Origin of the sequence: Nocardioides sp. YIM 152315 (genome assembly GCF_029210375.1) — a bacterium.
In the GTDB taxonomy this organism is placed as follows: domain Bacteria; phylum Actinomycetota; class Actinomycetes; order Propionibacteriales; family Nocardioidaceae; genus Nocardioides.
Map to the genome: position 1 here is coordinate 40,698 of NZ_JARGER010000015.1, position 14,454 is coordinate 55,151.

The following is a 14,454-nucleotide window of genomic DNA, read 5'->3' on the forward strand; positions in this document are numbered from 1 at the left end:
GTGACCGACGCACTCCTCGATCCCCGCGAGCGGCGCTCGATCATCCGCGACAGTCTCGGCGTCGGCGTCGCCACCGGCGCGTACGGCGTGAGCTTCGGCGCGGTCTCCGTCGCGGCGGGGCTCTCGGTCGCCCAGACCTGCGTCCTGTCGCTGCTGGTCTTCACCGGCGCCAGCCAGTTCGCGCTGATCGGGGTGGTCGCGGCCGGCGGCGCACCGATCTCTGGTGCGCTGACGGCCCTCCTGCTCGGCACCCGCAACACGCTCTACGGGCTGCGGATGGCGCCGCTGCTCCGGTTCACCGGCCTGCGGCGGGTCCTGGCCGCCCACGTGCTCATCGACGAGTCGACCGCGATGGGCGTCACGCGGGGATCGACGGCCGCCGCGCGGGTCGGCTTCCTGACCACCGGCGTCTCGATCTTCGTCCTGTGGAACCTCGCCACGTGCATCGGCGCCGTCGCCGGCAATGCCATCGGCGACCCGCGCACCTACGGCCTCGACGCGGCGGTCGGCGCCGCCTTCCTGGCGCTGCTGTGGCCGCGGCTGCGCGGGCGCCGCAACCTCCAGGTCGCGGTCGCCGCCGCCGTCGTCGCCCTCGCGACGGTCCCGGTCGTGCCCGCCGGCGTGCCGGTCCTCGCTGCCGCCACCGTCGCCCTGCTGGCCGGCGTGCTCACCCGCAGCGAGCGGCCGTCATGATCTGGGTCGCCGTCGTCGTCACCGGGATCGGCTGCTACCTGCTCAAGCTGGCGGGCCTGTCGGTGCCACCGCGGGTGCTCGAACGGCCCCTGGTCGAGCGGGTCGCCGACCTCATCCCCGTGGCGCTGCTCTCGGCGCTGGTCGCCGTGCAGGTGTTCGCCCGAGGGCACGAGCTCGTCGTCGATGCTCGTGCCCTCGGGCTGGCCGTCGCGGTGGTGCTGCTGCTCCTGCGGGCGCCGTTCCTGGTGGTGGTCTTCGGCGCTGCGCTGGCTGCGGCCCTCGTGCGGCTGGCGTAGGTCCTCAGGCCGGCTGGACCTCCCCGAGCACCTCGAGCACGTCGAGCGGGGAGTTGGCGATCTCGAGGTGCCGCACGCGGTCGGGATCGGTGAAGACCTCGGCGAGTCGGGCCATCAGCTTGAGATGCTCGTTGCCGAGCGCGGCCACGCCGACGACGTACTTGACCTCACGGCCGTTCCAGTCGATGCCGTCCGGGTAGCGCACGAAGGAGAGCGCCGTGCGTCGCACGTCGGACTTGGCCTCGTTGGTGCCGTGCGGGATGGCGAGCAGGTTGCCCATCGCCGTGGACACCGACCCCTCCCGCTCGTGCATGGCCTCGACGTACGCCGGGTCGACGGCGCCGGATGCGACGAGCAGCTCGCCGGCGCGGGTGATGGCGTCGTCCCGGGACGCGCTCCCCCCGTCGAGGACGATCGACCCCTCCGCCAGCAGGCCGCCGCTCCCGTCCGGCGCGAGGTCTGCAGCGGTGTCCGGCGCCGCCATCCCGCCGATCCCGTTGCGGGCCCGGACGAGCTCGACGACGTCGTCGTACCGCGGGCTGGCCATGAAGTTCTCGACGGAGACATGGACCGCCGACGGCGTCTGTCGTCGTGCCCGGTCGGTGAGGTCTTCGTGGGTCACGACGATGTCGTGGTCGTCGCGAAGGCTCGAGATGGCCTGGTTGACCACGGTGACGTCGGTGAAGCCGGCGTCGCGGATCTTCTTGCGCAGCACCGACGCGCCCATCGCCGACGAGCCCATGCCGGCGTCGCAGGCGAAGACGATCGAACGCACCCGACCCGCACCCACGGCCGTCCCCGTGAGGATCGCCGAGGCGACGGACCTCTTGCCCTTCATCTCCTCCATGGCCCCGGTCGCGCCGGCGAGGTCACCCTCGTCCTCGGAGCGATCGGTCCTCAGCAGCAGACCACCGACGAGGAAGGACACGAGCGCCGCCCCGAAGACGCCGATCGTGATGCCGACGAAGTCGCCCCCGGGAGTCTGCGCGTAGACCGCGATGATCGAGCCCGGAGCGGCGGGCGCCCGCAGACCCACGTCGAAGAGCGTGAAGCAGAAGACGCCGGTCATGCCGCCCGCGATCGTCGCGAGGATCATCTTCGGCTTCATCAGCACGTAGGGGAAGTAGACCTCGTGGATGCCGCCGAAGAACTGGATGATCGCGGCGCCCGGGGCCGATGCCTTGGCGATGCCGCGGCCGAAGACGGTGTAGGCCAGGAGCAGGCCGAGGCCGGGGCCGGGGTTCGCCTCCAGCAGGAACAGCACGGACTTGCCCTGCTCGGTGGCTTCCTGGATGCCGAGCGGCGTCAGCACACCGTGGTTGATCGCGTTGTTGAGGAAGAGGACCTTGGCCGGCTCGATGAAGACCGAGGTCAGCGGCAGCAGGTCGTGGTCGACCAGGAAGTTCACGGCGTCGCCGAGCCAGTCGATGACCTGGCGCAGCACCGGCGCGAGCAGGAACATGCTCGCGATGGCCATCAGCCCGGCGAAGATGCCCGCGGAGAAGTTGTTGACGAGCATCTCGAAACCGGGCTTGATCTTGTGGCTCCAGAGCGCGTCGAGCCGCTTCATCCCCCAGGCCGTCAGCGGCCCCATGATCATCGCGCCCAGGAACATCGGCGAGCCGCTGTCCTCGCCGAGGAAGATCGGGTCGCTGGTCGCCATGATCACGCCCATCACCGACATGGCGCCGACGACGCCACCGCGGGTGTCGTAGACGAGGCGCCCACCGGTGTAGGCGATGAGGATCGGCAGGAGGTAGTTGATCGTCGGGCCGACCATCGTGGCGATCTTCTCGTTCGGCGTCCAGCCGTCCGGGATGAAGAACGCCGTGATCAGGCCCCACGCGATGATCGCGGCGATGTTCGGCATGATCATGTTCGACAGGAACGTCCCGACGCGCTGGACGTGGACCCTCGCGCTGACCCGCTGCTGGGCGGGCTTCTCGGGAGCTGACGTGGTGGTGGTCATCGCACCTTCTCTCGACCGGACCGATGCGCAGTGACACCGATCACGTAGATCTTTGATTGTGTTTATATGCGCCCTGATTCCGGCCTGTCAAGGGCCTAAACCAACATGACCGGGCACACATCCACATAAATGCGGTACAGTCGGATGCCGAGAGCACCGATGACCTGGAGGAGACTTCATGAAGGCCCTGCGCTTCTACGCACCCGAGGACGTCCGCCTCGAGGAGGTGGCGGAGCCCGCGTGCGGCCCCGGGGAGGTCAAGCTCCGGGTGCGCAACTGCTCCACCTGCGGGACCGACGTGAAGATCTTCCACAACGGCCACCAGAACCTCACTCCCCCGCGCACCATCGGCCACGAGATCGCCGGCGAGGTCGTCGAGGTCGGCGCCGACGTCAACGCGACGTACGGCAGCGACTGGCGGGTCGGCGACCGCGCCCAGGTGATCGCGGCCGTCCCGTGCGGAGAGTGCCACGAGTGCCGCAAGGGCTGGATGGCGGTGTGCCAGAACCAGACGTCGGTCGGCTACCAGTACGACGGCGGCTTCGCCGAGTACATGATCGTGCCGCAGCAGGTCCTCAAGGTCGACGGCCTCAACCGGATCCCCGACAACGTCGGGTACGACGAGGCGTCGGCCGCAGAGCCGTTCGCCTGCGCGATCAACGCCCAGGAGCTGTTGGGGATCGAGGCCGGCGACACCGTCGTGGTCTTCGGGGCCGGTCCGATCGGCTGCATGCACATCCGGATCGCCCGCGGTGTGCACCGGGCCGGTCCGGTCTACCTCGTCGACGTCAATGCCGAACGCCTGAAGATGTCGGCCGACGCGGTGCGGCCCGACGAGGTCGTCAACGCCGCCGAGGTCGACGTCGTCGAGCGGGTCATGAAGCTGACGGGGGGTCGCGGCGCCGACGTCGTCATCACCGCGACCGCGGCGAACGTGACCCAGGAGCAGGCGATCCTTATGGCGGCGCGCAACGGCCGGATCTCGTTCTTCGGCGGCCTGCCGAAGAACGACCCGTTCATCAAGTGCGACTCCAACCTGGTGCACTACCGCCAGCTCCACATCCACGGCGCCAACGGCTCCGCGCCGGAGCACAACAAGCGGGCGCTGGAGTACATCTCCTCCGGTCAGGTGCCGGTCAAGGACCTGATCACGCGGCACATCCCCCTCGACGACGTGCTCTCCGCCTTCCAGATCGTCAAGGCCGGCGAAGCCATCAAGGTCACCGTCGAGCCGTGATCGACGAAGTCGATCGCGGCGTCCGACGGGGAGGTCGAGCAAGCCCCACGTCCGGGCTTGCGAGGCCCCGACGGGCGCGTCGAAACCCATCGTCGAGCCGTGATCGCGCGGTGGTCGAGACCGACGGTTGGCACTGTGCTCACCCCGAATGCTCGTACGACGTCTGACTCACCGTCCGCAGTTCCGCGCGGGCAGGAGGAGGCGCCGCAGCGTGCGATCGCAAGACGGATCAACGCCGGACGAGTTCCTCCGACGGGGCAGTCTCCGTAGCGGTCGATCCGCGCTCTCCGGCGTTGGCCGATGAGTGCTCTTCGATGGACAGGTGCGGCAGGAGCCGGTCGAACCAGGTCGGCAGCCACCAGTTCCGCTTCCCGAGCAGGACCATCGTGGCCGGCACCAGGACCATCCGGACCACGGTCGCGTCGACCACGACCGCGACGGCCAGGCCGAGGCCGAGCATCTTCAGCGACGGGACCGGACTGGCCACGAAGCTGAGGAAGACCGCGACCATGATGAGCGCCGCCGACGTCACGACGCGGCCGGTGCCGGCGAGACCGCGGGCGACGGACTCCGTGTTGTCGGCAGTCGCGTCGTACTCCTCCTTGATGCGGGAGAGCAGGAACACCTCATAGTCCATGGAGAGCCCGAACAGGATCGGGAACATGATGACGATGATGAGCGAGGTGATGGGGGTCGGTCCCTCGAGCCCGAGGAGTTCGGCGCCCCAGCCCCACTGGAAGACCGCGACCAGGACGCCGTAGGCGGCGCCGATGGACAGCAGGTTCATCGCGGCGGCCTTCAGCGGGACCGCGATCGAGCGGAACACCATCATCAGCAGCAGGAACGAGACCGCGATGACGGCGCCGATGAAGAGCGGCAGCGTCCGGCTGAGCTGGGCGTTCAGGTCGTCGGTGATGGCCGTGATCCCGGTGACGTAGGCGTTGGACGGGATGACGTCGCGGACGCGGTCGATGGTGGTCGAGGTGTCGGGGGCGGCCGGCCCGGTCGTCGGGGTCGCGGCGAAGACAACCGTGTCACCGTCGTCGGAGGTGGCGGGATCACCGACGGTGGTGATGCCGGGCACGGAGGCGATGTCGGCCGCGACAGCGGCGACGTCGTCCGCGGCGGCGGAGCCGACGCTCGTGTCGCTGAGATCGACGACGACCGTCAGGGGCGCGTTGATGCCTTCGCCCCACCCGTCGGTGAGCAGGTCGTAGGCCTGCCGGTGGGTGGTGTGCTCGGGCGCGTCGCCGGCAGCGGGGAACGCGGTCTGCATCGCGATGGCCGGGGCAGCCAGCGCGAGGAGCGCGACGACGGCGGCGACCAGGTAGGGCCACGGGCGGGCGGCGACGCGGTGTCCGAACCGCCACCAGACGGTGTCCTCCGCCGCCTTGACGGCCCGGTGGCGCAGGCCGATCCGGCCCTTGTCGATGTGGTCCCCGAGCACGCCGAGGAGCGCGGGGAGCAGGGTGATGGCGGCGGCGACCGCGGCGGCCACCATGAGCGCGGTCGCGAACCCGATGGAGGTCAGGACGCCGATGCCGGTGATGGCGAGCGCGGCGGTGGCGGCGACGACGGTGCCGCCGGCGAACACGACCGCGGCACCGGAAGTGCTCATGGCACGGGCGAGAGCGCGGCCGTTGTCCTGCCCGGTGGTGCGGTTCTCGCGGTAGCGGGCGACGACGAACAGCGCGTAGTCGACACCGACGCCGAGACCGACGAGGCCGGCGACGGGGATGGCGGACACCGACACGGTCATCGGGTTCGCCAGGAGGGTGATGGCGCCGATGCCGGCGCCGACCGCCACCAGGGACAGGCCGATCGGGAGGACGGCCGCCACCGCGGTGCCGAACACGACCAGGAGCACGATGAGCGCCACCAGGAGCCCGATGGCGACGTGGCTGGAGGTCTCGTCCTCAGCGTTGAGGAACACGGCGTCGCCGCCGAGCTCGACGCGCAGGTCGCTGGTGCCCATGGAGGCGACGCCGTCGGAGAGGGCGGTGAAGGCGGGCTTGCCCATGTCACGTTCCGGCACGTCGAGGGTGAGCTCGGCGTACGCGATGCGGCCGTCGTCGGAGACGGTGCCGGCCAGGTACGGGTCGGTGACCTCTGCGACGTGGTCGAGGCCTTCGACGTCGCCGAGGACCCGGGCGACGTCGCTGCGGTCCTGGTCGATGGTGGTGCCGTCCTGGGCTTCGAGGACGACGATCGCCCTGCCCTTGGCGGCCTGGGGGAAGTTGTCGTTGATCAGGTTCATCGCGAGGTCGCTCTGGCTGCCCTTCGCTGCGAAGTCGTCTGCGAACGTGCCGCCAGCCGCGCCGGCGAGGACGAACATGCCGGCGAGTACGGCGACCCAGGTGGCGATGGTGCGCCATGGGTGGCGGGCGCTGGCCAGGGCGATGGCTCGGGTGAAGCGGTTCATGATCGTGCTCCTCGGAAGAGTGGCCATGGGTGGCTGATGGCCCGGAACGTAGGGAGCGACGTGGTGAGCGGTCGTCACCACACGTGGTGAGCAGGATGGTGATTCGTCCGCTCCTTCCACCACGAGTCCGGTGCGCGGCCGTCCGAGCGGTCTCAGGCGGCGCGGCGGGCGAGGATGCGTCCGCGGACACGGTGCAGCCGCGGCATGAGCCCGTAGATGACGATGGGCACGGCGATGGTCGCGAGGACGAAGGTGCGCAGGACGGGGTTGGTGTCCTTCAGGTGGGGCCCGATGGTCAGGTTGATGACGGTCAGGGTCGGGAAGACCGCGATCCAGATCATGAGGGCGAGCTGGTGCTTGGTCGGCGGCCCGACCGGGTTGAGCGCGGCGGCGCGGCGGCCCCTGGCGGTGGACGCGCCGGTCGGGGCGTTCTGGGGGATGGACATGGCGGAGCTCCTTCGGGGATGGGGCGTGCTGGGTCGGCCGGCGGCCCCGAGGCCGGCGGCGGGCTTGGTGCCGGGGACTAGACGGGCAGGCCGAGCCGGAAGTTGGCGACGGCGATGGGCAGGTCCTCGTCGACGAGGTCGTTGTTGATCGCGATCGCGGCAGCGGACCCCTCGCCGGCGGCGGTGATGACCTGGGCGCGCGGGTTGACCGCGTTCCCTGCCGCCCAGACGCCGGCGACGCTGGTTGCGCCGGTCGGGTCGACGGTGACCCACCCGTTCGCCCCGGTGGCGCAGCCGAGGTCGGTCAGCAGGGCGTCGTTGGCGACGAAGTGCGGCCGGACGAACACCGCGGCCCGGGGCACGACCTGCCCGTCGGCGATCTCGACCCCGGTGAGCTGGCCGTCCTCGACGACGAGCCGGGTCACGGGTGCGTCCACGAGGCCGATGGCGCGGGCGACGAGTTGTTCGCGCTGATCGACGCTCAGCGTGGCGCCGTTGGCGAAGAACACGACGTCGTCGGACCACTGCCGGACCAGGTGGGTGTGCGCGAGGGACTCCTCGATCGAGGTCTCGCCGCCGGCGAGGACGCCGAGTGGCTGGTCGCGGACCTCGTACCCGTGACAGTACGGGCAGTGGAGCAGGTCGCGGCCCCACCGGTCGGCCACACCGGGCACGTCGGGTGCCACGTCGCGCAGTCCGGTGGTCACCACGACGCGGCGGGTGGTCAGGGTGCGCCCGCTGGCGAGAGTGAGATGGAAGCGGCGGCGGCGCAGCGGCCCGGTCTCGCACGGGGCGATGCCGGTGACGGTGTCGTGGACGAGGTCGACGCCGTAGCCGGCCACCTCCGCGCGACCCCGAGCGATGAGCTCGGACGGCGGGAGGCCGTCGGAGCCGAGGAAGCCCTGCATGTGTGCGGCCGGCGCGTTACGCGGCTCGCCGGCGTCGACAACCGCGACGCGGCGGCGGGCGCGACGGAGCACTAGGGCAGCGGACAGTCCGGCGGCGCCGCCGCCGACCACGACGACGTCGTAGCACTCGACGTCGCCGACATCCTCGGCGTTTCCGTTCACGGGCTCGTTCTCGTTCATGTCTCGAGAGTGCTCGGCCTGAGTGGTCCCCGACAACGGTTGTTGCCGTTCCCGGGAATCGACGGTGCTCGACCCGGTACAGATGCGGTCCAATGGGGACCATGACGGACGAGTCGAGCGGGACGGCCGGTGCGTTGGCGGCGGCCCTCGAGATGGTCGGTCCGCGACTTCGCCGGGTGCGGGAGCAACGCGGCCTGACCCTGACCGACGCCGCACTCGAGTCAGGCATCTCCAAGAGCACCCTGTCGCGACTGGAGACGGGTCAGCGCAAGCCGAGCCTCGAGCTGCTGCTCCCACTGACGCAGACGTACCGGGTCCCGCTCGACGACCTGGTCGGCGCGCCTGAGGTGGGTGACCCACGGATCCGGCTCAAGCCGCGCCGGGTCAACGGCCGGACCGTGCTCCCACTGACCCGCCCGGGCGGGGGCATTCAGGCCTGGAAGATCGTCATCCCGCGCACGCAGTCCGACCCGCAGCCGCGGACCCACGACGGATTCGAGTGGCTCTACGTCCTCTCGGGGCGGATGCGGCTCGTGCTCGGAGAGCAGGACCTCGTCCTCGGGATCGGCGAGGCCGCCGAGTTCGACACCCAGGTCCCGCACTGGTTCGGCAGCACCGGCAGGGAGCCCGCCGAGGTGCTGAGCATCTTCGGCCGCCCCGGAGAACGGATGCACCTCCACGGCGAGCAGGCCATGATGGAGGCCGCGCACTGAGCGGGCGGTCGCAATGACAAGGGATCGGGGCAGTGGGGCTCCGCTGGCGACGAACGGGGAGGGATGGCGCGGATGGTCGACGCGCTCGTGGAGACGAAGCTGCTCCAGCCGCGCCCCCGCCGCGAGGCGGTTCAGAGGCCGCGCCTGGCTGCGCTGCTCCGCCACGCGACCGATCTCCCGGTCACGGTGGTCTCGGCGCCGGCAGGGTTCGGGAAGACCACCCTGCTCGCCAGCTGGCTGTCCACCACCGAGGTTCCGACTGCGTGGGTGTCACTCGATGCGCGCGACCGCGCTGCGGCGTCGTTCTGGCCGTACGTGCTCACGGCCCTCGATCGGGCTGTCCTAGGCTCTGGGGCGGCCGCCGCCCTCGCCCTGTTCGGGTCCGGTCAGGCCGCCATCGAAACGGTGCTCGCCGGGGTGGTGAACGAGCTGAGCGTCCACGACGGTGACCTCGTCCTGGTCCTCGACGACTACCACTTCGCCGACGGCCCGGAGGTCACCGAGGGGATGACGTTCCTCGTCGAGCATCTACCGCCGCAGCTGCATCTGGTCGTCAGCACCCGCGCCGATCCGGGACTGCCGCTGCCGCGACTGCGTGCCCGCGGGGAACTGGTCGAGGTCCGTGCCACGGACCTGCGGTTCGACGGCGACGAGGTCGCGGCGTACCTCAATGACCTCAACGGGCTCGGGCTCCCCGCGGAGGCGGTCGCAGCGCTGGAGACGCGCACCGAGGGGTGGGTCGCTGCGCTTCAGCTCGCGGTCCTCTCGTTGCGGGACCGGTCTGACGCTGCCGGGTTCATCGACCGGTTCGCCGGAGATGATCGGTTCGTCGTCGACTACCTCGTCGATGAGGTCCTCGACCGGCAACCCGACAGCGTGCGCCGCTTCCTGCTCGACACCTCCGTCCTCGAGCGGCTCACCGGCACGTTGTGTGATGCGCTCCTCGACGACGCAGCAAGCAACTCCCCGGGCGCGGGGCGGGCCATGCTCGACCTGCTCGACCGGCAGAACCTCTTCGTGGTGCCGCTGGACGACCACCGCCGCTGGTACCGGTACCACCACCTCTTCGGCCACGTCCTCCGAGCCCACCTGCTCCAGGAGCGCCCCGGCGACGTGCCTGAGCTGCACCGCCGTGCGAGCAGCTGGTACGCCGCCAACGGGGATGTCGAGGAAGCCGTCCGGCATGCCCTCACCGCCGGTGACCTGGGCGCGGCCGCTGACCTGGTCGAACGCGCCGTCCCGGACCTGCGCAGGTTGCGCCGCGAGAGCGTCATCCGGCGATGGGTCGACGACCTACCTGACGACGTGCTGGTGGACCGTCCGGCGCTCGCCATGGGACTGGTCGGCGGCCTGATGGCCAGCAACGACTTCGCCGGCGTCGAGGACCGACTGCGCGCCGTCGAAGCGACCGTCACTCGGCCTGGATCTGAGCTGGTGGTCGTGGATCAGGCTGAGTTCGACCGCATTCCGGCCGCGATCGAGATGTATCGGGCGGCGCTCGCGCTCGTCGGGGGCGATCCCGAGACCGCCGTCGCGCGAGCCGCACGAGCGATCGACGCGGCCCCCGCCGACGATGACCTGACCCCGCCCGCTGCTGCCGGCATCTCCGGGCTCGCGTCGTGGACGATGGGTGACGTGGTCGCGGCGCACGCGTCGTACGTGACAGCGGCCGCGGGGCTGGCAAGCGCCGGGTACGTCGCCGACGTCCTGGGCTGCTCGCTGACCATCGCCGACATGGAGCTCACCCTCGGTCGGCTCGGCGACGCGGAGGCGACTCTGCGCGGCGCGCTCGAGCTCGCCGAACGGAACTCGCCGGTCGGTGGCGTCCTGCGCGGCACCGCGGACATGCTGGTCGCGCTCAGTCGCATCGCCTGGCACCGCGATGACATGGCGGCCGCGGCCGATCTGGTGCGTCGCGCCGACGATCTCGGCGAGGCGGCCGGCCTGCCGCAGAACCCGTACCGGTGGCGGGTTGCGATGGCCAGGGTCCGCGCCGCCGAACGCGACTGGACCGGCGCGCTCGAGCTCGTCGATGACGCGGTGCGCGTCTACGTCGGCGACTTCTCCCCGCCGGTCCATCCCCTCCATGCGACTCGCGCGAGACTGCTCGCCGCCGCGGGCGACCTCGATGCGGCCGCGGCCTGGGCCCGCGAGCACGGGCTGAGCGCCGAGGACGACTTGAGCTACCTGCGCGAGTACGAGCACCTCACGTTCGCCCGCATCCTCCTCGCCCAGCACCGCACTGGCGGCGACGAGAACGCGCTCCGGGACGCCCGAGCGCTCCTCGACCGCCTCTTCGAAGCTGCCGAGGCAGGATCTCGGACCGGCACGGTCCTCGAGGTCGAGGTGCTCCGGGCCCTCGCCCGCCACGCCTCCGGCGACGACACCGATGCCGCGTTGGAGTCCCTCGACCACGCCGTCGAGCTGGCCGAGCCCCAAGGCTGGGTCCGGTTCCTTCTCGACTCCGGCCCCGGCGTTGGTGAGCTGCTCGTCATGCTGGCCGGGCGTCGACCGCACGCGGCGTTCGTTCGGGACCTGATCGCGCGGAGAGTGGACGAACCTGCCGCCCGGAGCACGGGATCCCGGCCGGCCGTCGGCCCCCAGCCGATTCCGACGACGCCGGCTGCTTCCGAGCCGCCGGGGAGGCTCCTCGACCCTCTCAGCGACCGCGAGCTCGACGTCCTGCGCCTCCTCGCCTCTGACCTCGACGGTCCCAGCATCGCCCGCGAGCTCGTCGTGTCCCTCAACACGGTGCGTACTCACACCAAGCACGTCTACTCCAAGCTCGGCGTGAACAGCCGTCGGGCGGCCGTCAGCCGGGCGCACCAGCTCGGGCTCCTCGGCCGCGGCTCTCGTGCCGGCCGCAGTTGAAAGCTCGCACGGGGTCACGTCGCGACCTCGCGCTCGGTCCGCGACGGACGAATCACCACTCGGGTCACCACATGATGTGAGGACCGGTCACCACCTCCGCTCCTAGCGTCCCGATATCGCCGCAACACCGCGGCACGAGCGCTAGGAGCAGGACCGTGAGCACCGCACAGGGACCCGGTTGGTATGAGATCCGCCTGCAGGGGCGGCTCGATGAGCGCTGGGCGGCGTGGTTCGACGGAATGACCATCGAGCCCGCGCCCGGCGGCGTCACCGTCCTGCGTGGCCCCGTCGTCGACCAGGCGGCGCTCCACGGTGTTCTGGCACGCGTGCACGACCTCGGCGTGCCGCTCATCTCGGTGAAGCCCACGGGCGAGGACAGCGGCCGATGAGCGCACCCGCCGTGGCAACCGTCGCCGCCACCGGTCGCCGGCAGGTGATCATCCCCGTCCCGCTCCTCGTGCTGAGCCTGATTCCCCTCGCCGCGGGTGCGTTGCGGCTGATCCAGCTCGCCGGCGGACCCGAGGTCATCCCGGCTGACGACCGGTTCGCCGGCCTCCCGGTCGCGCTGGTCGTTCACATCGTCGGTGCGGCCGGGTACGCCCTGGTCGGCGCGTTCCAGTTCGTACCCCGGTTCCGCCGCAAGCACCCGAACTGGCACCGGCGGGCGGGCCGCGTCCTCGCGGTCGACGGACTGCTCGTCGTCGGGTCGGCGCTCTGGCTGACGTTGTTCTATCCGGCGCAGCCTGGCACCGGCGACCTGCTGTACGTGTTCCGGCTGATCGTCGTGACGGGCACTGCCTCGAGCCTGGTCCTCGGGGTCACGGCCGCCCGTCGCCGCGACCTCGCCGCGCACCGCGCCTGGATGATGCGTGCGTACGCGCTGGGCCTGGGCGCGGGCACGCAGGTGCTCACCGAAGGGTTCGGCGAAGCGTTCTTCGGCGCCGGCGTGCTGGCCGGCGACCTCGCGAAGGGCGCGGCCTGGGTCATCAACCTCGCCGTCGCCGAGTGGCTCATCCGCCGCCCAGCCCGTCGCCCAGTCCGTCGCTCGTCCCGTCGCAGCGGTCGCGATGCCGCTGACGGTGTCCAGGGACCTGAACTCGAGAGCCGCCGACAGCGAGGCCCGCACCGACCTGGCCGGTGCGGGCCTGCCCGCGGTCTCCCGGAGGGTCAGCTCACGCCGACGGCGCTCCAGGCCGTGGCGACCGCGTTGTGCTGGACGCTCCCGGCGCCGAAGAGGTCGCGGGCCGCGTCCAGGGTGGCCGTACGCGCACCGTGGTAGTCGGTGCTGGACGTCATGTAGACCGTGAGCGCGCGGTACCAGATCTCTCCTGCGGCGTCGCGGCCGATGCCGCTGACGGTGGAGCCGTCGCAGGTCGGGCTGTCGTAGGAGACCCCGTTGAGCGTCTTCGCGCCCGAGCCCTCGGACAGCAGGTAGAAGAAGTGGTTGCCGATGCCCGAGGAGTAGTGGACGTCGACGTCGCCGGCGCCCGAGGTCCAGCAGTTCAGCGACGAGCCGTCGGAGGAGGGGTCGTCCATCCGGCGCAGGCCGAGGTGGTTCTTGAGGTCGAACTCCTCGCCGATCAGGTAGTCGCCCGGGTCGTTGGCGTTGGCGGCGAAGAACTCCACCATCGAGCCGAAGATGTCGGACGTGGCCTCGTTGAGTCCGCCGGACTCGCCCGAGTAGGTCAGGTTGGCGGTGTGCTCGGTGACGCCGTGGGACATCTCGTGGCCCGCCACGTCGAGGGAGACCAGCGGGCCGTAGTCGGTGCCGTCGCCGTCGCCGTACGTCATCTTCGTGCCGTCCCAGAAGGCGTTGACGTAGTCGGTCCCGTAGTGGACCCGATTGTAGGAGCCGGTGCCGTCACCGAAGATCCCGTTGCGCCCGAACGTCGTCTGGTAGAAGTCCCAGGTCATGTTCGTGCCGTACTGCGCGTCGACGGCCGCCGACTCCCGGTTGCCGGCCGCGCCGTTCCCGAACGATGCGTCCGGGCTGGTGAACAGCGTCCCCGTCGGGCAGCGGAAGCCGAACAGCTGGCACAGCAGCGGGTCTTCCTGGTTGTTCAGGTCGGTCGTGTAGGTGTTGCCGCGCGTCGGGTCCTTGAGCTGGTACGCCGCGCCCGACCGGGTCAGCTGGAGCGGGACGGTGCCCGAGTAGAGCGACTGCCCCGTGCCGTCGACGTCCTGGATCTGCTGCTCGCGCCAGAGCACCTTGCCGCTGCGTGCGTCGACGTACGTCGCCAGTCGGCTCGGCGTGCCGTCGGCCTGGGTGCCGCCGGTGACGACCTCCCAGGCGAGCCGGCCGGTGCCGGAGGTGGCGTCGACGACCAGGCGCGACGTCTTCTCGTTCGCGCCGGTGATGTCGCGGATGGCGGGCGCCTTCGCGAGCGCCGTGCGCGCGGCGGCGGAAGCGCCGACCACCGGCTTCGTCGCCAGCGCGAGCGGCGCCTCGAGCGTCTGGCTCACGCCCCGCCGGACGCCGGCCGGTCCTCGATGCACCACGCGGTCGCCGCCGATGACGGGCAGGCCCTCGTAGGTGCGGACCATGCGGGTGTGGGTGGTGCCGTCGGCGTCCTCGACGACGTCGACCACGTCGTACGCGGTCGTCTCCGTCTCCAGCGACGGCGACGCCGCCGCGACCGGCGCGGTGGCGCCGACGGCGACGGGGCCGGCGATGAGGGCGAGTGCCGCTACGGCGGCGGATCCCGAGAGCGTGCGCATG

At 71.1% G+C, this 14,454-nt stretch carries 12 protein-coding genes; 7 read left to right on the top strand and 5 right to left on the bottom strand.

Annotation, left to right across the window (positions count from 1 at the left end):
* Complete coding sequence (locus PZ894_RS04060; RefSeq protein WP_275742726.1) at positions 1–693, top strand: AzlC family ABC transporter permease; 693 nt, start codon at positions 1–3, stop codon at positions 691–693.
* On the top strand, positions 690–989 hold the full coding sequence (locus PZ894_RS04065; protein ID WP_275742727.1) for an AzlD domain-containing protein: 300 nt from the start codon (positions 690–692) through the stop codon (positions 987–989). Before PZ894_RS04060 ends, PZ894_RS04065 begins: the two co-directional genes overlap by 4 nt.
* 4 nt (positions 990–993) lie before the next feature.
* On the opposite strand, the gene PZ894_RS04070 is transcribed toward PZ894_RS04065, so the two are convergent.
* The gene (locus PZ894_RS04070) at positions 994–2,958 is read right to left on the bottom strand and encodes a PTS mannitol transporter subunit IICBA (RefSeq protein WP_275742729.1); all 1,965 of its coding nucleotides are present in this window, start codon (positions 2,956–2,958) and stop codon (positions 994–996) included.
* A 178-nt stretch (positions 2,959–3,136) separates the two neighbouring features.
* Here PZ894_RS04070 and PZ894_RS04075 point away from each other — a divergent pair, with 178 nt between their 5' ends.
* Positions 3,137–4,195, top strand: a complete 1,059-nt coding sequence (locus PZ894_RS04075; protein WP_275742730.1) for a zinc-dependent dehydrogenase — start codon at positions 3,137–3,139, stop codon at positions 4,193–4,195.
* A 229-nt stretch (positions 4,196–4,424) separates the two neighbouring features.
* Here PZ894_RS04075 and PZ894_RS04080 read toward each other — a convergent pair whose 3' ends face one another.
* The 3 genes from PZ894_RS04080 to PZ894_RS04090 all read right to left on the bottom strand — a co-directional run bounded on the left by PZ894_RS04080 (position 4,425) and on the right by PZ894_RS04090 (position 8,151).
* Complete coding sequence (locus tag PZ894_RS04080; protein ID WP_275742732.1) at positions 4,425–6,617, bottom strand: MMPL family transporter; 2,193 nt, start codon at positions 6,615–6,617, stop codon at positions 4,425–4,427.
* Between the two features lie 152 nt (positions 6,618–6,769).
* Positions 6,770–7,063: a hypothetical protein gene (locus tag PZ894_RS04085; protein WP_275742734.1), complete on the bottom strand. Its 294-nt coding sequence runs from the start codon at positions 7,061–7,063 to the stop codon at positions 6,770–6,772.
* 77 nt (positions 7,064–7,140) lie between these two features.
* Entirely contained in the window at positions 7,141–8,151 is a 1,011-nt protein-coding gene (locus tag PZ894_RS04090) for an NAD(P)/FAD-dependent oxidoreductase (RefSeq protein ID WP_275742735.1), read from the bottom strand.
* A gap of 101 nt (positions 8,152–8,252) precedes the next feature.
* On the opposite strand from PZ894_RS04090, the gene PZ894_RS04095 reads away from it, so the two are divergent.
* The 4 genes from PZ894_RS04095 (at position 8,253) to PZ894_RS04110 (ending at position 13,014) form a co-directional block, all read left to right on the top strand.
* On the top strand, positions 8,253–8,864 hold the full coding sequence (locus PZ894_RS04095; protein ID WP_275742736.1) for an XRE family transcriptional regulator: 612 nt from the start codon (positions 8,253–8,255) through the stop codon (positions 8,862–8,864).
* A 72-nt stretch (positions 8,865–8,936) separates the two neighbouring features.
* Entirely contained in the window at positions 8,937–11,735 is a 2,799-nt protein-coding gene (locus tag PZ894_RS04100; protein WP_275742737.1) for a LuxR C-terminal-related transcriptional regulator, read from the top strand.
* Between the two features lie 155 nt (positions 11,736–11,890).
* The gene (locus tag PZ894_RS04105; RefSeq protein WP_275742738.1) at positions 11,891–12,124 is read left to right on the top strand and encodes a hypothetical protein; all 234 of its coding nucleotides are present in this window, start codon (positions 11,891–11,893) and stop codon (positions 12,122–12,124) included.
* Positions 12,121–13,014, top strand: a complete 894-nt coding sequence (locus tag PZ894_RS04110) for a DUF2306 domain-containing protein (protein WP_275742739.1) — start codon at positions 12,121–12,123, stop codon at positions 13,012–13,014. Before PZ894_RS04105 ends, PZ894_RS04110 begins: the two co-directional genes overlap by 4 nt.
* Here the strand turns inward: PZ894_RS04110 and PZ894_RS04115 are convergent.
* On the bottom strand, positions 12,903–14,453 hold the full coding sequence (locus PZ894_RS04115; RefSeq protein WP_275742740.1) for a M4 family metallopeptidase: 1,551 nt from the start codon (positions 14,451–14,453) through the stop codon (positions 12,903–12,905). The two genes, PZ894_RS04110 and PZ894_RS04115, sit on opposite strands and share 112 nt — an antisense overlap.
* Position 14,454 lies beyond the last annotated feature (1 nt).